This window comes from Varibaculum sp. GTC20041, assembly GCF_055387755.1.
This window is the reverse complement of record NZ_AP041144.1, coordinates 1202976-1222477: the sequence shown is the minus strand read 5'-3', so window position 1 is coordinate 1222477 and position 19502 is coordinate 1202976. Positions and strand designations below refer to the sequence as shown.

Below are 19502 nucleotides of genomic sequence, written 5' to 3'. Positions count from 1 at the left end.
TTTAGGGTCTTCCCCTCAAGCTTCCTAGGCTATGTGGTTAAACTAGGGATCGGTCATGTAGTTGGTTGTATATCTACCCGGATAGTATTTCTGACCCGACGTCTACAGGTTTAGTTAATTAGAGGCATTTCGTCTCCTCAAACCCGGCGGTTATTACGCCATCCACGAGCTCGGGCTCACCCAAAATGATATTGACCCAAAGTTGGCTGACGGGTTACGCAAGCAATTAGCCCGGACGATTCGAGTTAACGCGCGCCCGCTGACCGAGAGTGAATGGCGTGCGGTGCTGACTAATGCTGGCTTTGAGGTGGAATGGATAGGTTTTGCGCCGATGACGTTACTATCGCCCAGGCGCAACTTGGCAGATGAAGGCCTCTTGCGGGTTGCCCGGATTATCCGTAACCTGATCCGGGATAAAGACCTACGGGCCCGGGTTCTTCAGATGCGATCCACTTTCAACAAATACCGCGACCACTTGAACGGAATCGCTATAATAGCTAGGAAGCCATCCAAGTAATTTATCTTCCTGATCACCTGAAAGGTTACCGTCATGAGCGCTGAAACTCCAGCATCTCCAGCCCTAGGTTTTATTAACAATCTAGCTAATGAAGTTGAGTACGCGGCAGGATCAACTGTCTCAAAAACTTTGCTGCGCGCTGAGGGCGTCAACGTCGTGCTATTTTCCTTCGATGCCGGCGAGGAACTGTCCGAGCATACGGCTGCGATGCCGGTGCTCGTCGAAACTTTAGAAGGTGAGCTTGAAATCACTTCCGACGGTAAAACCGTAACCCTACTACCTGGTGGGTTAGTACATTTCACTACCCGATTGCCGCATGCTGTTAAAGCCATCAAGCCATCAAAAATGGTGCTGTACATGCTGGCAAGACCTTAAACTCAAAGGAACGGCTAGTTAAAAGAGAAATCACACGGTTTAGTTTTATCTTTTTGGCCGGGAAGCGCCCCGCATATACAAGCTGCACCATAAGCGTGCAAAGGAGTTATCGCTGAGGCAAGGGTATAAGAAAGTATCCGCCCAGCAAGATAGCGTCCAAATATACGAGCCGTAACGAGAGCGTGGGGGCAGTTTTTACCGAAGGGTAGGCCTCAGGCACATCACCTCGGCGACCTCAGAAGAGCCAAGCGAGCTTCACGAGTAAAACCTGCAAATCAGCCCTGACAATCCAAAACCCTGCGGCCAGCAATATAAAAATAGGGGTTAATACCCAAATTGTGTGTATTTTTCGGGCGTGTCGGGTTGGTTTAGTGTCCTGCCCAGCCTTTGCGGATGTGTAGGGATCCGTCTTGGTAGGCCGGGTTGTAGTCGATGGCGGTGTCGTATTCGGGCGGGGCGGGCGGGTTTGGCTGTGTTTGGGACAGTTTTTCTTGGTCTAGGTGTTTGTGCTGGGTGGTGAGATATTTTACGGGGTCGGTGGGGTCTATAGATTTTTGGTTGATTAGCCATTGGATGGCTTTTTTCATGTGGGGCTCGGATAGACCGCGGTGGGTGTTGAGTAGGCGGCGGATGGGGGCGTTGATGCCTCCTTCTAGCTGGTTGGTAGTGCGGTGTATGTTGTTGTTAGCGAATTCGGGCTCTAGATAGGTAAATAGGTTCTCGGATCTAGAAAGTCTTTCTAAGCGTTTGTAGCCTCTCCTTAAGCGTTCGTGTGTCCACCACCAGTGGGTTTTACCGTTGGGGTTGGTGCTGTAGGTTTTCTCGTTGATGAACTCTTGGTAGAGCTGGTGCCACTGGTGTAGCAATCTAATCCAGTTAGCGGCTTCTTGAGGGGTATTGATGGTTAATAACTGGTTGGTAAGAGCTAGGAGTGCCTTTCCAGCGGCAGTTTTTGGTCTACGGGTCAAGTCGGTGATGGTATTGGTTTTAACATGGAAAAGGCAACGTTGCACGCGGGTTTTAGGCCAAGTGTTTCGCAGAGCTTTTCTAATGCCTGCCCCGCCATCAGTTACCACTACTTGTGGTGGTGGCAGTCTGTTCATTAATGCTTGGTAGGCGGGCGCGTTTTCTCTTTGGCACCACTGCCAGTCAATGATTCGTTTGCCGTTAGTAGCGGTGATAAGACACCAGTTATAGGGAAGGTAGATACCGTCAAGAAGGATCTGGTCATATATCTCGCCGGTAACTTGTGGCTTAGGTACTCTAACCTTCCAACACCAAGCGGTTTTAGTAGCAAAAGAGGTTTTAGCTATCCCGAGTTGCTTAATCGAATAGCCTTCTAGCAGCCATTTTATAAACAAGTCCGCTTGGGCTCTAGCACTAATATCAGGACGTGATTTAACTGTTGAGGCCCCGCAGGCCAGGCAACGCCAACGAGTCCTGCCAGCACTCGTGCGACCATTCTTGACAAGTTTTTCTCCGCATACACCACAAACCGGTCGATTACAAGCACTCTTCACACAATATGCTCTCAAAGCATATTCAAACCATCATAACCCCTGATCAAACCCCAAAAAACAACGAATTTATACACACAATTCAGGTATTAACCCAAAAATAGAACGCTCATTTGTATCAAAAGGAGCGTCCTAATGGTGCTTACTAATGAAAAAGCCCGAAGGCTTTTTCATCGTTCGGACTTCTCATAGTTACTTAGATGTTCATTTTGATACCAGGCTCTGGTCGGGGTCAAAACCCGGCTGGGTGGGTGCAAATTCCGAGTGTTGGGTTCATTCCAATGGTTTGGCTAGTCGCCGTCGTTTTCCGAGTGATGATGTTTCGGCATTGCTTGGGATGTGAAGCGATATTTCGTTAAGCGATTCGGTTTAGTAGCTCTCTTACGCGCTTGGTAATCTCGTCGCGGATTTCGCGTACGACCTCTACGGGTTTCCCCGACGGATCAGCCACCTCCCAGTCTTCATAGTGGGTTCCGGGAAAAATTGGGCATGATTCGCCACATCCCATCGTGATTACCCAATCTGCCATCTTCACTTTTGCCGGATCAAGTTTTTCTGGCTGCGCAAACGGCTCTAACCCTATTTCGGCGAGGGCGTCGCGCACCTCGGGGTGTACTTCTTCGGCCGGTTCGGTGCCCGCGCTCATGATGGTCACGTCAGAGCTGGCTAGTTTTTGCGCAATGGCAGCTGCCATTTGTGAGCGACCAGCGTTTTGCCGACAGGCAAAAAGGATTCTGGTCTCGGTGGCTCCCTTTCGGCTTGTGGGTTGTTGAGGCATGTGTTTAGCGACAACGTCAAGGAGTCGAGTGTCAAAATCCGGGGCGATCGAATAGTAGGCCCACTTACCCTGCTGTTCGCGGCCTAATATGCCAGCATTTACCAGCCTGGTGAGATGGTGCGAAATGGTTGACCGACTGATGTTAAAAACCTCAGGAAATGAGCATGCGCACACCGGGTTCGGTGAACAGCGGTATATGAACAGAGCCAGTTGCAGTCGCGTGACATCACTGAGTGCCGCAAAAATGTTTGCCGCGTCCTGGCATTGACCTTCGCCGGCGATTGCAGGTGCGGGGCAGCAATTTGGAGCGTGTTGGCTGTTCATACCAGAACTCTATCACACGTTTCGACGTCCATCGAAACGTGTGATAGAGTTTGTGTCGATTCGACAATCATCGAAATGTAAGGAGTTAACTGTGCGTCAAATCGATATCTATGAACCGGCTTTGTGTTGTTCTTCTGGAGTCTGCGGAACCGACGTAGATCAGGCTCTCGTTGATTTTAACGCGGCGCTGACCGCCCTGGATAAAGAGGGCATTACCGTAACCCGGCATAATTTGGCTTCTGCCCCTACTGATTTTGCGGCTTGCGAACCGGTTCGCACCTATATGGAGGTAGCTGGCACAGACGGCCTACCAGTTACTGTGGTTGATGGCACTATCGTCGCGACTGGTTCCTATCCCAAAGCCGATCAGCTCCGACAATTCGCGGGGGCATCCCTGGAGGGAAAGACAACTTTGCCCGTAGTTGAGTCTGGTTGTTGTGGCGGAAGCGGGTGCTGCTGATGTCCCTTCCTGAACTGAGCACCAAGTTTGCGTTTTTTACCGGTAAAGGCGGAGTCGGAAAGACTACGGTTGCTTGCTCTTTAGCTACCCGCGCGGCAGGTGAAGGTAAACGAGTACTGCTAGTATCAACTGATCCAGCCTCGAACATCGGGCAGGTATTCGGCCGTGAGATCGGATCGAGCGGAGCAGAGCTAACCGACCTGGTGCCCGGCGCTATTGGTTTTGATGCGGTAGAGATTGATCCGGAGGCAGAAGCGGATCGGTATCGCGAATCTATCCTGGGTCCGGTTCGCGGCTTGCTGCCACCCGAGGTGTTAGCAACAACCGAAGAAACCTTGTCCGGTTCCTGTACGGTTGAAGTCGCTAGTTTTAATCGATTCGTAGACTATCTAACCAATGAAGACATTACTGGCCACTATGACCACATCATTTTCGATACCGCCCCGACCGGACACACCCTGCGGTTACTGTCCTTACCCGGTGATTGGTCTAGTTTCATTGATAAAGGCGCGGGTGACGCCTCGTGTCTGGGGCCGATGTCGGGGTTAGAGAAGAACCGGCAAACCTATCACCAGGCGGTAGCTGCTCTGTCTGACCCGGTACAAACTTCACTGGTGCTGGTGGCTAGGGCGCAAATCTCGACCCTGCAAGAAGCTAACCGTTCCACCGGTGAACTACTTGAGATGGGAATTAAACCCGCACTGTTGGTGATCAATGGGATCCTGCCAGTGAGCGCCGCTACCGATCAGCTTTCGGAGTCTATTTATGCCCGGGAACAGGCACTACTAGATGGCCTTGCCACGAATACACAGCTGAGCGCGATCAATAGTGTTCCAACGGTACGGATCGAGTTGAACGCTAACCCGGTGATGGGGGTAGACGGCCTGTTACATCTGGGCGAGGCTGACGGCGACGCAACTTCGAGCGCGGATCCCACACTAGAGCCGAGCCCTGCGCAGTCCAATTCCGAACTGCACGTTGGTTTATCCCATCTGGTGGATGAGCTAGCAAAGGGGAAACCAAAACTCGTCTTGTGTATGGGCAAAGGTGGGGTTGGCAAAACCACCGTGGCGCAAATGCTGGCATTGGAGCTCGCTAAGCGCGGCAAGCCAGTGCATCTATCCACCACGGATCCCGCGAATCACCTTGATGTTTCCCTCGAAGATCGCATCAAAGGTTTGACGATGTCATCTATCGACCCGGACGCGGTGACGGCTAGCTACCGCGAAGAAGTGCTCGCCACCAAAGGCGCTTCTCTCGATGCCGACGGGTACGCACAGTTGGAGGAAGACCTGCGCTCCCCATGTACGGAAGAAGTGGCCGTTTTCAAAGCATTTTCTGAGGTCGTAGCAACGGTCCAAAACCAGTGGGTCGTCCTCGATACCGCCCCCACCGGACACACCCTGCTATTACTGGACGCCACTGGATCCTACCACCGCGAACTCATGCGCCAATCCGGACGTGACGATTCCGCGACCACGCTCCAACGCCTGCAAGATAGGGAAGTGACCCGGCCAATCCTCGTGACACTGCCAGAAACCACGCCAATGCTCGAGGCACAATCCCTCGCCGCCGACCTGTCGCGAGCAGGTATTGAACCATGGGCATGGGTAATCAACCAGTCACTCCCAGCAACCGAAACGTCATCGCCGTTCCTGCTACGACGAGCCAATGCGCAACAGGAGATAATTAACTCGGTCGCTGATCAGGCAGGGGTACAAGTGGTTCAACTGCCCGTCATGCTCGACCATGAACTACGTTAATAGCGATTTACCGTAGCTAAGTCGTATAGGTCACCTCGTCTCGTCTGCCAGTTTTAAATGGTTGGACAGACGGGGTGGCCGTTTTTATTTTGAGACTTGAATGGTTTGAATCCTAATTATTGCAACCAGGCGATATGCACGGCTCATCCCGATCCTCACGCCACTGAGCCCTCACGGGTTCGATTCCCGGGCTTAAAATATATGCAGGCCCCAGGGTAAACCTGTGACCTGCATTCATAGTGCTAGCAACACTTCGTGTTGCGCACCGTTTCCTCACCCTCACTAACAAGCAAACTTGTTTGCCGTTAGAGTTCGTCATGGTGCTAGTAATCCCTGACGGGATTACGCACCATTTCGTCGTCCTCACTAATGAAAAAGCTTAAAGCTTTTCACCGTTCGGACTCCTCATGGTGGAGCCGCGGGGAATCGAACCCCGGTCCAACTGGTATTCCTGCATTCTTCTCCGTGCGCAGTCTGCCTGAACTTTTTCTCAGCCTGAATCTACTTGGCAAACTAGAGATTCTATAGGCTCAGTCACTGTAAAGTGTCGCTGCAATCCCATTGACGAAAACTGCAGCCAGTGGCTCCTGAAAAACGACGCCAGGAACCGAGGTAGAAGCACCCCCGGAGCTGACGGACTTTTAAAGGCTCTGCTTAAGCAGCTAGAGCGAAGTCAGTGCGGTTATGTTTAGCACTTATTGTTTTGTGAAGGACGTTAGCGAGATGACTCCACATTCTCGGCACGCTTCTCTGCAACCAATACCAGCTGTCGAAACCGATCGACCCCTATTAAATTAATAAACACCCAACTTGAATTGTTAAACACCCAGTGTGAATGCTCTGACCATTATTTCCATAAACCGATTTTTAGTCAAGAGAAATATGCCACGAAAAATGAAAATACCCAACCGGAATCCTGACTGATTTTACGCCCCTAATAACGTGGCGCTCAGCGTATAAACAGCTACTATCAGCAGTAATAAGGCGAACAGGAACGTTAAAGTAGTGGATTTGGTTTTCCGGGTTAAGCTAGCGCCGATCGGACCTCCAATCATTGAGGCGAAGGCGAATGGCAGTACGCTTAGGTAATCAATCTGGATTGCGGTACCCATTCTGGCAGCTAATCCTGCCAGGGAAGCAATCACCATCACCAATAGGGAAGTGGCAGATGCCTCTTTCATGTCGAAATGCATTATCAAAGTGAGGGCAGGTACTACCGCAAATCCTCCTCCTACCCCAAAGAATCCGGTTAAAACCCCGATCAGAACGGCTGCAACAATAATGGTAATCCAGTGATGTAGGCGAGAATTCGGCCTCTGGGAGTTTTCCTTTCCTCGGGTATTTTTATTACACACTTTCTTATTCGCATCCGTATAGGGGGACATCGTTCGCGGTTTCCCACCGGCCGCATTTTTTTCTTTAGCAGCCTTGCGGAACATTAATCCGGCAACTACTACAAGTAGGGATGAAAACAGATACATTAATAGATTCGGTGATACCAGAGAGTTTAGGAACGACCCGATAAAAGAACCCGTAATTGAAAGCGCCCCAAATACTGCCCCTTGCTTCCAATGGACTTCTTTACGTCTGCCTATCAGGGCTATTAGGGAGGTAGCTCCCACAATTAGCAGCGAACCAGCGGCGGCATTATGGGGAGATTGTCCCAGCAGATAAACCAGTATGGGAACCGAGAGGATTCCTCCTCCTGCCCCAAGTAGACCGACGATAATGCCTACGCAGATTCCAACTACTATCGGCAAAAGTAGGCTCATTGTCTTCTTCCTTTAATCAATGATTCTTTCCATAATATCTGCTGCTGGTTTACCGCTAGCTACTAGCGCAGTCATCTGCTGCAAGGTAGGGAAAATATTGCGATAAAAATAGTGGTAACCAGGACATAAATAGTTTTGAGGCGGATCCAAAGGTCTGGAGTCCTCCAAGGGAAACGGATTTCGCCCACCAGTGGCCGATTTGACTGCTTCCGGCGGTGATGGCTGTTTATTGTCTGAGGTAACAAAGCGATCCTTAGGGCAGCCCCCATAACAAAGTCGCAGGTATCGACAGTGTAGGCATTTTTGACTTAGCTGGCTCTTTTTCTTAGCGAATTCTTTAGCGCGTTCAGTATTAGCTAGGTCGAAAAAGTCTTTATCGCGCAGGTTTCCCAGTTTCCAATCTGGTTCTACCCAATGGTCACAAGCATAAACATCGGCGTTAAACTCCAAGGCGAAGTTGTTCCCACAACTTGGAGCATGTACGCAGTTGCTTATTTGCCCGAACATTGCGGCGAGAGCTGCGTCAAAATCTTGAACGAATACTTTTCCCACATCGTGACGTATCCATTCGTTGAATACCTCCAGCAGAAACACTCCATATTTTTCTGGCTCTACACTACGAGAGGTAACTGCCTGACCTTGCTGCCTATATAGTAGCCCCACCTTTTCGTTTGATAGATTACGGTCTTTTCTTGATCTCCAACCGGCTTCTGCCTGGGCTAAATCTTTGTCATTAACTCTTTCAACTATGGGAATGAATTGGATAAAATCTGCCCCTAAAGAATCACGAAAATACCGGTAAACTTCCTGGCCATGATCTTGGTTAGCGTGATGTATGGTGCATAAAATATTGCATTTGACTCCGTAATTCTGGAGGTGTTCCCAGCCTTTTAACACCATTTTTTGGGTGGGGCGACCAGCTCGGTTGACTCGATAAGTGTCATGATATTCTTCTGGTCCGTCAAGGGAGATTCCCACCAGGAAATCGTTATCGAACAAAAACCTTGCCCATTCAGTGTTTATTAGAGTGCCATTGGTTTGCAGGGCGTGTTTAACTACTTGCCCAGGGCGTCGGTATTTGTCACAAAGTTTTAGAGCTAATTTATAAAAATCTAGACCCCGTAACGTAGGTTCTCCGCCTTGCCACAGCATAGTTACGTTTCCATCAGGCTGGGCTTGCAGGAAACGCTGAATATACAGTTCGAGAGTCGCTTCGCTCATTGTTTGCTGCCGTGCGTTGTACAGCAGCTCTTTAGAAAGGAAAAAACAATACTTACAGTCCAGGTTACAGGCAGCTCCGGTCGGTTTGGTCACTACTGCAAATGGTAGTTGCCGGTTTGAAAGTGTCTGAGGGTTACTCATAGATTTTACCTATTGACTCTTCTCGTCTTCTTACAGCCAACTCGTTATAAACCGCTGCCACTGCCCCTAAGGCAACGTCGCTATCGGCGAGCTTGGCGGTTACTATTTTGGGATTATGAAATAGGCGGGGAGCTACTGCTGCTGCTATTTGCTTCGACAGAGCCGGGAAGATGTCTATGAGTTCTCCACCTAGAACGATGGTTTTCGGATTATACAAGAGGGCTGCATATTCGATTCCTTGAGCAAGATAGGTTAGTGCGCGTTGAAGAATATCTCCCGTTTCGAGGTCGCCTGCCTGGGCTTTTTGAGCAAACTCGGTAAGGTTGCTAACTTTAGCTAAGCTGCACAGGGCGGGTACGCTAGTGAACTGTTCGAGGCATCCGGTGCGTCCACAATAGCAGCGTAAGTCTTGCCCTTCGGCAGGGAGGTGTCCCAGTTCACCTACGATTACTGGCGATCCGGTGGTGGCACTATCTACCGTAAAGCAGCAGCTGACTCCGCCGGATATACGTATGTATAGTTGCCTGTCCCCTTGGGGAGGCTGTGTTGATCGCGATTCGCCTAACCCCGACATTTCTACTACGTTTTTAGTGACTGTCAGGCATTGCCAAAACTTGGATACTGTTTGCTCTACGCTATCGGTTAGGTGGGGGGAGATAGGCTCGGGGATACCTACTCCCACTCCAGATAGTGAAGTTAAATCAAGGTCTTTTAGATGTGCGTTATCACTGATTAACTGACAAATACTGGCTAGAGGTTCGGTCCAGTCAGAAAAAGAGCAGTAATCTTTACTAGATTTATCGAGCACATTTCCGGCGCGATCCATAATGAGCGCAGTGGCGTTATTACGGGCAATGTTGATACCGATTGCGTAGCCGGTTTTTTCCCGTAAATATAGGGTCTCACTTGGGCGGCCGCGAGGACGTAAAGGTGTTTCGTCCTCTGTTACTCCGGTAACACTGGTAATGCTATTAGTGCTAAAGAGCCTGGCGAGAGCGCGGCTTAGAGTTGGTCGCGATACTTTTAACGCTCTAGCTAGCTCCCTGCGAGAAGTGGGTGCTTGGCTTAGGTGCTTGACGATTCGGTTTTCTAATTCAAACGGATCGCTTAGCCGCGTTCTCATCCAGGCTCCTTTCTAGTGTATTTATTTACTATTAATCAGTTAATACTTCGTCAAGGTCGGACCGAGCGGTGTTGACCAAGGGAATGTCGAAATCGGTCATTGCTGCCATCCACTTTGCAAAAGAATGGTCGCCACGTTCTCGTAGTTGTTTATACAGTTCAGTGGCTAATTCTTTGCGGATTTCATCGTAAACTGGCACGGTATAGACATTATTCATTTCTGCTGGATCTACTCGTAGATCGTACAACTCGTTGATAGATTCATGATTCATTACCAGTTTAAAATCGTTAGTGCGCAGCATTCTTTGTTGCAGCGGGAAATGGTGCCCATGGAACTCACACACGATGTTTTCGCGCCAGTTCGGAACTTCATTTCCTCGGGTTAAGTCCACAATTGAACGTCCGTCCTCGACTAGGTTTTCTGGAAGTCCTGCTATTTCCATGACGGTAGCCGGTAAGTCGATCAACGAAATGAACTTGTCACTGCGTCCTACTTTGGACACCCCGGGAATATGTGCGATAAAGGGAACATTGTAAATGTCATCGTACATTGCCGGCCCCTTGTCATTCATTCGGTGCGAACCGGTAAATTCACCGTGATCGGCACAAAAGAACAAGGCAGTATCATCTAGTACTCCGAGTTCGCGTGCTACTTGCATTATTCTGCCAATTTCGTAATCGATCATGGCCACATATCCCCAATATACGGCGATTAGTTTCTTCCACTGTTCATTAGTGAAACTTGAGGTAGACCAGTAGGTTGCATAATTTTGTTGAATTGGCGGCTTCCCAAATAGGGTGTCCCCGAAGTTTTCTGGTAACTCCACGTTGTCTGGGTCAATCAGGTCGAACCATTTATCGGGTAAGAAATAGGGTAAGTGGGGGCCGTAATAATGGACGTCCAAGCAGAAAGGCTTACCGCTTTGTTTCCAGTCTTTTGCGTATTCGCGTAGTTTCTCTATTGCCCGGTCAGTCAAGAAACGCTCAAAAGTTGCTTCTTCAGGTTGGTCGAGGCGGGCGGCGATAATGTGTCCGGGTCTGCCCCCTGGTAGCTCTCCACGCCACAAATCATGGGCTTTCACCGGGGGAAGCTTGTTCTCTTTGAGCCAGGCGACATATTTTTCGTTCGCAACTGGGTTTTCAGCTCCCCAATAAGTGTCGTCATCGGCTCCGAATTTGTCAGGCAGATTGTATCCGCAGTGGTATTTGCCCACTATACCTACGTTGTAGCCGTGATTTCGTAGTTCTTGTGTATAAGTCCAGCTATCTAAGGGAATGTCAGTGTTGTAAGCGATATTCCATTCTGGATTGGCTAGCACCTGGTGTTTTAGGGGAAGCTTTCCAGTCATTAGGGAGGCTCTGGCGGGGGTGCAGATCGCGGTTGGGGTGAAACAGTTTGTGAAAGCAAAACCGTTTTCACCTAATTGGTCGATATTTGGAGTTTTAGCATGGGGATTCCCTAGGCAACCAATGGTGTCGACTCGGTGCTGATCGGTCATTAGCACCAGTACATTACGTACATTATCTGGGATAACTCGCGTTTTAGCGGTGCTATTTTCGGAAGTAGTCATTTTAGATTCCCATCTCCTCAAGTTGTTTTCCAGATGTCTCTTGGACAAATTTTCCGGTGAAGATAACGGCTAGCACACCGAAGACAAAGAAAATCCAGTACACGCCAGCCGGAGACCAGGCAACTAGGAAGGGGAAGAAGAAAACCACTAGGAAGTTGACTAAGAAATCTGCACCGCTGGCTAGAGACATTGCGCCTCCCCGTATCTCGTTGGGGAACATTTCTCCCATCAATATTGAGAATATAGGGCCCCAAGAGGAAGTGAATCCTAAGAGGAAAAGGCAGAGGGCACCCACTGCTATCCAGCCGAGGATGGGTTGGCTAGCAACATCGGCGCTCCCATCCGGGCCGGCGGGGGCGATTGTGAATACTAGAGCCACCAACCCTAAGGCAACGAATATCATGGTGCCGCCAACCATTAGCATTCGTTTGCGTCCCACTTTGTCTACCAGGAAAATGCCGGTAAGTACCCCCACGATTTTGAAGAAAGTTAGGAGAGTGGTTTGTTGGAATGCCATTTCTTCGCTAAACCCTACAGTTTCAAAGAGCTTATTGGAGTAGAAGAAGATACCATTTGTTCCGGTGAGCTGTTGGAAAGCAGCAATTGCCATAGCAACAAAAACCAGAGGACGCCATTTAGAAGACATAATTTCTTTAATTGTGAGCTTGCGATTTCCGCTTTGTCCAAAAGAAGCCCGAATTTGGGCAATTTTTGCCTCCGGATCTGCTTCTGCCGACACTTTAGCCAAGGTAATAGCTGCTTGTTCGTCTTTACCTACTGATACTAAGAAGCGAGGCGATTCTGGGATTAGTGCCGTCAATATAACGAATGCAATTGCTGGTATCAGTAGACATAAAAACATCCACTGCCAGGCCTTTAGCCCGAACGCCATTACCGCGAGGGAGCCTTGTTCGCCGGCAATAGCTAGAATGGCGCTATTAATCCAAGCGGCTAGGAATAGCCCCAAAATAATAGCTAATTGGCGGAAACCGATTAAGCGTCCTCGAATTTCGGTGGGAGAAATCTCAGCCACATAGCCGGGAGCTACTGTGGTCGCTGCCCCGAAGCCGATTCCTCCAATCACTCGACAAAAGATTAAGAAAAAGTATCCTCCCTGAACTCCCAGCAGGGGACTGAAAGCACCGAAAACAGCTTCAAATAGCAGAAAAGGCCCTACTAGTTGTAGAGCTTTTTTGCGTCCAATTCTGTCGGAGATTCTTCCAGCGAATACCGCGCCTATTAGACCTCCGATAATCCCAGCTGAACCAGCTAAACCTTGGGCGATAGTTCCTAGCTTGAAATCTCCAGCGACTGCTTTGATAGCTCCGTTTAGTACCATTCCTTCGAAACCGTAAAAGAATGGGCCTAGGGTGGCAATGAGGGCGATGATGGTGGCAGTTCGTCGGGCTTTTTTAACTTTTTCGGGTGGCAACTCTGCCACCGGGGTTGAAGCGCTCATGTTCCTCTTCCTTGAAGTTGAGAGTCAGATCCGTTGCTCGGTTAAGCAAGTCTGCGGTTTTCTGGCTCACTTTCTATTAAAAAAGCGGAAAAATATGCTCAATTTGATGGACAAAAAGAATTTAGTGAGTTACATCACTACGGGTGTCTATTGTATTAATATGAGCTATCAGTATCCGCGGCGGACTACCAGAGCCAGATGAGCAATACAGTCAATTTGAACTGTCCCAGATTTTCCCATCTACTCAAACGGAACAAAACCTGGGATAGTCCAATACCGGCTTAGCCACGTGCGGTCATGCTGCATACCAGCTCGCGAACCTTTCCTAGGGAATCTGCTTGAACGCATCATCGGGAACACACTCCTGCGAGCGCGCCAAGTAGCCCTGAGATATGCCTAGCAATTTGAGCGATATCCTCGCCCACGAAGCCCTTGAAGCGTGCAAACCCTTTGAAACTGCAATAGCTCGGAGCTAGTACTCAAAAAACGTCAGAAGCTGGGGATTACCCGTTATTAGCTTAAAAATCTGAAAGAATCTTTCGCAGTCAGCAAATATTCCCTCAGCTGTCACCCTTAAATCCAAAGCTACCGACATTTTTCTGCCGCGAGTAGTTAAGATTGAGGGTATGGAAATGCGTAACGGCTTATCGGATCCAAATAGCGGACAGACCGAGGGTGGGGTAGGAGTACTTCAGCGCCCCGAAACTTCCAGGCAAGAGCCTGGAGATAAAGACCGTTATGCGCATTATGTGTCCGCTCATCGCCTGGCTACCTCCCGACTCACCGGGCAGCCGGTGGTTGCCCTCTGCGGTAAGGTCTGGGTTCCCACCCGGGAGGTGCGAAACCATCCGATCTGTCCGCGCTGCGTAGAGATCAAAAAAGAGATGGATGCCTCCGGTGGACCCGACTGGCCATTTCGCGGTCCCGGCTCCCGCTAGCCGCGCGGATCTGCGCTGGTGGGGGCTTCTACTTCGTCCTGGCGCTCAGTTAAATCAATAATCTCGGTGGGGATAGCCGCTTCTCCTGCCGACAGCCTCCATCCCTGATAGGGGAGCTCGTTACGTGCCTTTATATGATGATCCTGAGCATCCTGTAGCGCCTGTTTACCCGTATAACTCCGGTTAGGCTCCCCAGCAGTTACCAGATCTACTAGCAGCGGGCGGGCGTTGCGACGCGCGAACTCGGCCTCAGCCTGCTCGGCGTTATCGGCGACCACTACCAATTCGGTGCTGGCGTATCCGTCCTCGCCACGGGCACGCCCCGCGAACTTGCGTCCTCCCAAAGTGGATTTAGAGGTCGAACGCTTGGCAACGTCGTGAATGGAGCCGTCTTCATTGACCCGCTGTACCAGTTTGTAAACCAAAGCGGCTGTGGGGATACCTGAGCCAGTTACCATCTTGGTACCCACCCCATAAGAATCAACCGGCGCCGCCCCAAGAGCGGCAATCGCATATTCATCCAGATCATTGGTGACTGTGATCTGGGTGCTTTGCGCATCCAAAGAGTCCAGTAGCGCCCTCACCTTGAATGCTTCCGCCACCAGGTCTCCAGAGTCCAAACGGACACAGCCGAGTTCCCCGCCAGCTTCCCGCGCTAGTTTAACCCCGCGTTTAACTGCGCGCGGAACATCATAGGTATCCACCAAGAGAGTGGTGCCGGGCCCCAGATTGGCCAGCTGTGCGCGGAAGGCGTCCTCTTCGCTGTCGTGAATCAAAGTAAAAGAGTGTGCGGCGGTTCCGATGGTGGGAATCCCATAGCGCTTGCCGGCTTCCAGGCAGGAAGTCCCCCTGAAACCAGCAATGTAGGAGGCGCGGGCGGCTGAAACTGCGCTGCGTTCATGGGTGCGTCGCGCTCCCATATCTACGCAGGGGCGCCCATGAGCGGCGATAGTCATTCGCGAGGCAGCGCTAGCTACCGCGCAGTCATGATTTAGGATCGAAAGTAATAGGGTCTCTAATAAAACGCACTCCGCAAAGGTGCCCTCTACCTGCATTAGGGGAGAGGACTCGAAGTAGCATTCCCCTTCGGTATAACCGCGAATATTTCCCTGGAACCGGTAGGATTTTAGGTAATCCAGACAGTCATCGGAAACTATTTTTTCCCGCGACAAATAGTCGATCTCTTCACTCGAAAACTCAAAACGTTCCAGAGCCTCAATAATGCGGGCATTGCCAGCCATCACTCCAAAGCGACGTGCCGAAGGTAGACGCCGGCCGAACAGCTCAAAAATAGCGCCGCGATTCCAGGTTCCGGATTGCAAGGCAGCATCTACCATGGTCAGTTCGTACATATCGGTTAACAAAGAAGTGGTCACTGAAGAACTCATGGTTTCAGCATACTCACAAACCAGTAATAATCCAGTTTTCGCCTTATGGGCGAAAACGCGGTTCTGGGCTCGATTGTGGCTGCCGAAATAGAAATATTTTTCAAAACCCCCCATTCCCTGCGACTTCCTAATAGTCTGGACGTATGGTTAATGATCTGGTATCTGACCCGGGTACTCCACCGTATTCGGACAGAACTCGCCTAAAGCAGTGGCGGGTTACTATCTTCCGGGATCCAGTTAACCAGCCGCGATACGTAGAAAGAGTATTAGCTCACCAGTTTTCAATGCCGCGGGAAAAAGCCAAGCGCACCCGGCTAGAAATTTTTAATCAGGGACAAACGGAAGTTGCCGCGGGCACTCGCGAAAGAATGGAAGCTCTAGTGCAGGCGTTGCACGGTTATGGTTTGCGCGCCACCTTGGGCGGACCGGATCAACAATGAATACCTTTCGTCCCGTTCCCGGAGGGTGGGAATGCCCGATGGGGGCAGTTGAACGGGACTTGTTCCTGCAAGCCATTTGCGAAGTGCGCACCCTACTCGATCCGCCGGTATTGCCTTTTGAAATCACCACGATGTTAGGGGAGGGCGAAGAAGAAACCCCCGACAGCAATGTGCATCTTGAGAACGCCTCTTTGGATCGGTTACTCCCGCCCGGATCCGCCGATGAGGCAACCGCGCAAACTATGCGTGACTTGACCGATTCGCAGTTACGTACCCAGAAAGCTGAGCGCCTGGAGCGCCTCTACTCTTTGCTTTCATCACAAACCGGCCCGGTGATCGTGATCGAAAATGGGCAAGAGTGGGATTGGCTTAGCGGAACCAACGATGTGCGTCTGGCCATATCTGGCAAACTTAAACTGGGTGATAGCGACGAAGGAGCACAGCACGATTCTTTCGAATCTTCGCAGGTAACGCCGAAATCAAGGGATGAAGAATTTGAAGAAGTCCTGGTGTCATCCTTTTATGAATGGCTCTCTGGGTGGCAAGATTCACTGTTGCAGGCGATAGATTGCTGGCCGCGGCCTAGCTAGGCTATTTTTTGTGACTAATGAAGCCGCTATTGGTATTTTTGACTCCGGAGTTGGGGGACTAACGGTCGCGCGTGCAGTTCTGAATGTGCTGCCGCGCGAAGAGATTCGTTACGTGGGGGATACTGCCCACACTCCATACGGGGAAAAAGACCTGGAAACTGTGCGGGGCTATTCGCTGTCTATTATGGATTCCCTGGTGGAATCTGGGGTGAAAATGCTGGTAATTGCCTGTAATACTGCTTCGTGTGCGGTGTTAGATCAGGCGAGGACTCGATACCAAGAAGAGCAGGGAATTCCAGTAGTCGAAGTGGTGCAGCCCGCAGTTGAACACGCGGTCACCCGTTCCCGTAACGGCAAGATCGGAGTCATCGGCACCCGAGCAACCATTGATTCCGGGGTGTATCAGAGGAAGCTTTCAAAAATGGGGGCGGAGGTTTTCACCCAAGCCTGCCCGCGTTTCGTTGAATTCGCAGAAGAAGGGATCACCGCCTCTCAGGAACTATTTGACGTTACTGAAGAGTATCTAACTCCGCTCAAAGAAGCAGGAGTAGATACTTTAGTTCTCGGTTGTACCCATTATCCGCTGTTAGAAGGACCAATCTCCTATTTCATGGGAGAGAACGTCTCCTTGATTTCTTCATCCTCAGCAGCTGCCAGAAAAGTTTATGGCGAACTGGTGGAAGAAAAAATGTTGCGCTCTTTTGGGGCACAAAAAGCAGATCACCACTTTATCTGCACCGAAACTAAAGAGAGTTTTATCGCCCTCGCTTCCCGAATAATGGGGGCTGATTTTAACGGAATTAAACAGGAGGAGATCACCAAATGATCCTGACAGTGGTGGGGGTAACCGGTTCCATGTCTGGCCCGGCCTCCCCGGCATCCTGCTATCTTTTACAGGCAGAAGGAACTGACTCTCTCGGTCTACCCCACACCTATTCGGTAGTTTTTGATTTAGGTCCCGGCTCTTTCGGGCAGATTTGGAACTACACGGATCCGACAAAACTGGACGCGGTAGTACTCTCTCACCTGCATGCGGATCACTGCTCAGATATAGTATCGATGCAGGTGCACAGGCGTTGGCATCCTAGGGGGGAGCTAGGGCCGATTCCCGTGTATGCCCCCAAGGGGGTAAAGGATCGAGTTCGTGGCCTAGATGGATTTAGTCCCCGCGACGACTTCAGCTCAGAATTCGAATTTCACCATATTAAGCAGGGACGAGAATTTTATGTGGGCCCCTTGCAGATAAAGCCTTTCGCGGCTTGGCACTCGGTTCCTGCTTTTTCCTTCCGGGTAACCGGTCCTGGTAAGAACGGTCAGGCGGTTTTCACTTATTCGGGAGATTCTGATGAGTGCGACACCTTGGTACAAGCCGCCACCAACTCGGATCTATTCCTCTCTGAATGCGGTTTTACCCGGGAAGATGAGATTCGCGGTATCCACATGTCGGGGGATCGTGCCGGCCGGGTGGCTCAGAACTCCGGAACCAGCAAGCTGGTGCTCACCCATATTCAGCCCTGGACAGACCCAGAAGTGCCGTTAAAGGAAGTAAAAACAACCTGGCGCGGAGAGCTCGAAATTGCTCGTTCCGGGATGTGTTTCGAGCTTTAGGATCCCCTATAGGGCATATCTAGCTAGGGTCGTGCTTGAGCAGGGGTTACGTTTCCTCCTAGCTCAATAGTGGCAGCGATCGTGGGGGCGAGGGCGCGGAAGGCTTTGCCCCGATGCGACAGCGCATTCTTTTCCCTCGGACTAAGTTCGGCATTGGAGCGCTGCTGCCCTTCGGCTATAAAAATCGGGTCATAGCCAAATCCGCCTTCACCGCGGGGTGCGGTAAGCAACTTTCCAGGCATTTTCCCGAGGCAATGTCGTTCTAAACCAGCCGGTGAGACTAGCACTGCCGCACACACAAAACTGGCGCCGCGATTTGCTTCAGGCACGTCCGCCAGTTGGTTGAGCAGTAACTCTAGGTTCGCTTGGTCGTCGCCGTGATGGCCGCACCAACGGGCTGAAAATATCCCGGGCGCACCTCCCATAACGTCTACGCATAGTCCCGAGTCATCGGCAACTGCCGGCAGGCCGGTTCTTTGCGCCACCAAACGCGCTTTAATCAGTGCATTTTCAGTAAAACTTACCCCGTCCTCGACCGGTTCTTCGATCCCTAATCCGTCGGCTCCCACAATCATTTCCGGGGAAAAACCTGCGATTAGAGGAGAGAGGATCTCGGCAAGTTCGCGTACCTTATGGGGGTTATGGGTGGCGAGGATCAGCCGCGCGCCGGGAGGTATTTTCACGATAGCGCCTCTGTTTGGATGCGGGAAATATCTTGGATTCCTTTATCAGCCAGGTCCAAAAGCTGATTAAACTGGGAACGATCGAAAGCTTCGCCCTCGGCAGTTCCTTGGATCTCGACGAACTTTCCCGAGCCAGTCGCCACGATATTCATATCTACGTCCGCGCGCGAATCCTCTTCATAGGGGAGATCGAGCAGTGCATTTCCCTCGATAAAACCAACCGACACCGCGCATAGCGAATCGGATAGCACCTTGCCGGGACGGATCCATCCTTTTTCTTGACCCACTTTGATGGCATCTACCAAAGCCACATAAGCGCCGGTAATCGAAGTAGTGCGAGTGCCACCATCAGCCGATAACACGTCACAGTCCAGCACAATTGTGTTTTCCCCTAGGGCGCTCATATCTACTATGGCACGCAGAGAACGACCAATTAAACGAGAAATCTCATGGGTGCGTCCCCCGATTTTTCCCCGTACCGATTCGCGTCCTGAACGCGTGGAGGTGGCGCGCGGCAGCATCGCATACTCAGCAGTCACCCATCCCAGGCCAGAGTCTTGCCGCCATCGCGGTACCCCTTGGGTCAGGGAAGCATTGCAGAGAACGCGGGTATTTCCGCAGTCAATTAGCACGGAGCCTTCGGCCTGTTTTGCCCAGCCACGGGTAATTGTTAGCGGTCGCATCTGGTCAAAAGCGCGTCCATCGGCGCGTACAAACTTTTCTATACTCACGTTTCCGATTATAGATGACTGCGGTTTTTGTCGGCATTTGTATTCAGGTGCGGCACCTCCGCTATTTTTTTGCATGGCTTAGATGCCAGGGGAGGAAAATGCGG

General features: G+C 50.8%; 18 protein-coding genes, 1 other RNA gene and 1 pseudogene. 9 read left to right on the top strand and 11 right to left on the bottom strand.

Going from position 1 to position 19502, the window contains the following annotated elements:
* Positions 1-121: 121 nt before the first annotated feature.
* Positions 122-517 (top strand): annotated as a pseudogene (locus tag ACZ5BI_RS05250) (SAM-dependent methyltransferase); the annotation flags it as partial.
* 33 nt (positions 518-550) lie between these two features.
* Entirely contained in the window at positions 551-892 is a 342-nt protein-coding gene (locus ACZ5BI_RS05245) for a cupin domain-containing protein (RefSeq protein ID WP_464895790.1), read from the top strand.
* Between the two features lie 368 nt (positions 893-1260).
* Here the strand turns inward: ACZ5BI_RS05245 and ACZ5BI_RS05240 are convergent, their stop codons facing one another.
* Both ACZ5BI_RS05240 and ACZ5BI_RS05235 read right to left on the bottom strand, forming a co-directional pair.
* A complete protein-coding gene (locus ACZ5BI_RS05240; protein WP_464895789.1) occupies positions 1261-2412 on the bottom strand; it encodes an IS1249 family transposase in 1152 nt (383 codons plus the stop codon).
* A gap of 352 nt (positions 2413-2764) precedes the next feature.
* Positions 2765-3511, bottom strand: a complete 747-nt coding sequence (locus ACZ5BI_RS05235) for a metalloregulator ArsR/SmtB family transcription factor (protein WP_464895788.1) — start codon at positions 3509-3511, stop codon at positions 2765-2767.
* Between the two features lie 91 nt (positions 3512-3602).
* On the opposite strand from ACZ5BI_RS05235, the gene arsD reads away from it, so the two are divergent.
* Complete coding sequence (gene arsD, locus ACZ5BI_RS05230; RefSeq protein ID WP_464895787.1) at positions 3603-3971, top strand: arsenite efflux transporter metallochaperone ArsD; 369 nt, start codon at positions 3603-3605, stop codon at positions 3969-3971.
* Positions 3971-5734: an arsenical pump-driving ATPase gene (arsA, locus tag ACZ5BI_RS05225; protein WP_464895786.1), complete on the top strand. Its 1764-nt coding sequence runs from the start codon at positions 3971-3973 to the stop codon at positions 5732-5734. The genes arsD and arsA overlap by 1 nt, the downstream gene beginning before the upstream one ends.
* A 408-nt stretch (positions 5735-6142) precedes the next feature.
* Here the strand turns inward: arsA and ssrA are convergent.
* The 6 genes from ssrA to ACZ5BI_RS05195 form a co-directional block, all read right to left on the bottom strand.
* Positions 6143-6521: a transfer-messenger RNA gene (gene ssrA, locus ACZ5BI_RS05220) on the bottom strand.
* Between the two features lie 139 nt (positions 6522-6660).
* Positions 6661-7506 carry a sulfite exporter TauE/SafE family protein gene (locus tag ACZ5BI_RS05215; protein ID WP_316086233.1) on the bottom strand — a complete coding sequence of 282 codons (846 nt, stop codon included), beginning with the start codon at positions 7504-7506 and terminating at the stop codon, positions 6661-6663.
* A 12-nt stretch (positions 7507-7518) separates the two neighbouring features.
* On the bottom strand, positions 7519-8868 hold the full coding sequence (locus ACZ5BI_RS05210) for an anaerobic sulfatase maturase (protein ID WP_464895785.1): 1350 nt from the start codon (positions 8866-8868) through the stop codon (positions 7519-7521).
* Entirely contained in the window at positions 8861-9991 is a 1131-nt protein-coding gene (locus tag ACZ5BI_RS05205; RefSeq protein WP_464895784.1) for an ROK family transcriptional regulator, read from the bottom strand. The genes ACZ5BI_RS05210 and ACZ5BI_RS05205 overlap by 8 nt, the downstream gene beginning before the upstream one ends.
* A 31-nt stretch (positions 9992-10022) precedes the next feature.
* On the bottom strand, positions 10023-11561 hold the full coding sequence (locus ACZ5BI_RS05200; RefSeq protein WP_278611205.1) for a sulfatase-like hydrolase/transferase: 1539 nt from the start codon (positions 11559-11561) through the stop codon (positions 10023-10025).
* 1 nt (position 11562) lies between these two features.
* The gene (locus tag ACZ5BI_RS05195; RefSeq protein WP_464895783.1) at positions 11563-13020 is read right to left on the bottom strand and encodes a sugar porter family MFS transporter; all 1458 of its coding nucleotides are present in this window, start codon (positions 13018-13020) and stop codon (positions 11563-11565) included.
* A gap of 632 nt (positions 13021-13652) precedes the next feature.
* Here ACZ5BI_RS05195 and ACZ5BI_RS05190 point away from each other — a divergent pair.
* On the top strand, positions 13653-13958 hold the full coding sequence (locus ACZ5BI_RS05190) for a DUF3039 domain-containing protein (RefSeq protein WP_464895782.1): 306 nt from the start codon (positions 13653-13655) through the stop codon (positions 13956-13958).
* On the opposite strand, the gene ACZ5BI_RS05185 is transcribed toward ACZ5BI_RS05190, so the two are convergent.
* Complete coding sequence (locus ACZ5BI_RS05185) at positions 13955-15346, bottom strand: nicotinate phosphoribosyltransferase (RefSeq protein WP_464895781.1); 1392 nt, start codon at positions 15344-15346, stop codon at positions 13955-13957. The genes ACZ5BI_RS05190 and ACZ5BI_RS05185 overlap by 4 nt on opposite strands.
* Before the next feature lie 143 nt (positions 15347-15489).
* Here ACZ5BI_RS05185 and ACZ5BI_RS05180 point away from each other — a divergent pair, with 143 nt between their 5' ends.
* Genes ACZ5BI_RS05180 through ACZ5BI_RS05165 form a run of 4 tightly spaced genes read left to right on the top strand, consistent with a single transcriptional unit; the run spans position 15490 to position 17984 of the window.
* Positions 15490-15786, top strand: a complete 297-nt coding sequence (locus tag ACZ5BI_RS05180) for an ATP-dependent Clp protease adaptor ClpS (RefSeq protein WP_024058673.1) — start codon at positions 15490-15492, stop codon at positions 15784-15786.
* Positions 15783-16376: a DUF2017 family protein gene (locus ACZ5BI_RS05175; RefSeq protein ID WP_316086452.1), complete on the top strand. Its 594-nt coding sequence runs from the start codon at positions 15783-15785 to the stop codon at positions 16374-16376. The genes ACZ5BI_RS05180 and ACZ5BI_RS05175 overlap by 4 nt, the downstream gene beginning before the upstream one ends.
* A gap of 10 nt (positions 16377-16386) precedes the next feature.
* The gene (gene murI, locus ACZ5BI_RS05170; RefSeq protein WP_024058675.1) at positions 16387-17202 is read left to right on the top strand and encodes a glutamate racemase; all 816 of its coding nucleotides are present in this window, start codon (positions 16387-16389) and stop codon (positions 17200-17202) included.
* Positions 17199-17984 (top strand): MBL fold metallo-hydrolase, encoded by a 786-nt coding sequence (locus ACZ5BI_RS05165; RefSeq protein ID WP_316086451.1) that lies wholly within the window; start codon positions 17199-17201, stop codon positions 17982-17984. The genes murI and ACZ5BI_RS05165 overlap by 4 nt, the downstream gene beginning before the upstream one ends.
* Before the next feature lie 23 nt (positions 17985-18007).
* Here the strand turns inward: ACZ5BI_RS05165 and rdgB are convergent, their stop codons facing one another.
* Both rdgB and rph read right to left on the bottom strand, forming a co-directional pair.
* Positions 18008-18667, bottom strand: coding sequence for an RdgB/HAM1 family non-canonical purine NTP pyrophosphatase (rdgB, locus tag ACZ5BI_RS05160; protein ID WP_464895780.1), 660 nt, complete (start codon positions 18665-18667; stop codon positions 18008-18010).
* Positions 18664-19398, bottom strand: a complete 735-nt coding sequence (gene rph, locus ACZ5BI_RS05155) for a ribonuclease PH (RefSeq protein ID WP_464895779.1) — start codon at positions 19396-19398, stop codon at positions 18664-18666. The genes rdgB and rph overlap by 4 nt, the downstream gene beginning before the upstream one ends.
* Between the last annotated feature and the right edge of the window lie 104 nt (positions 19399-19502).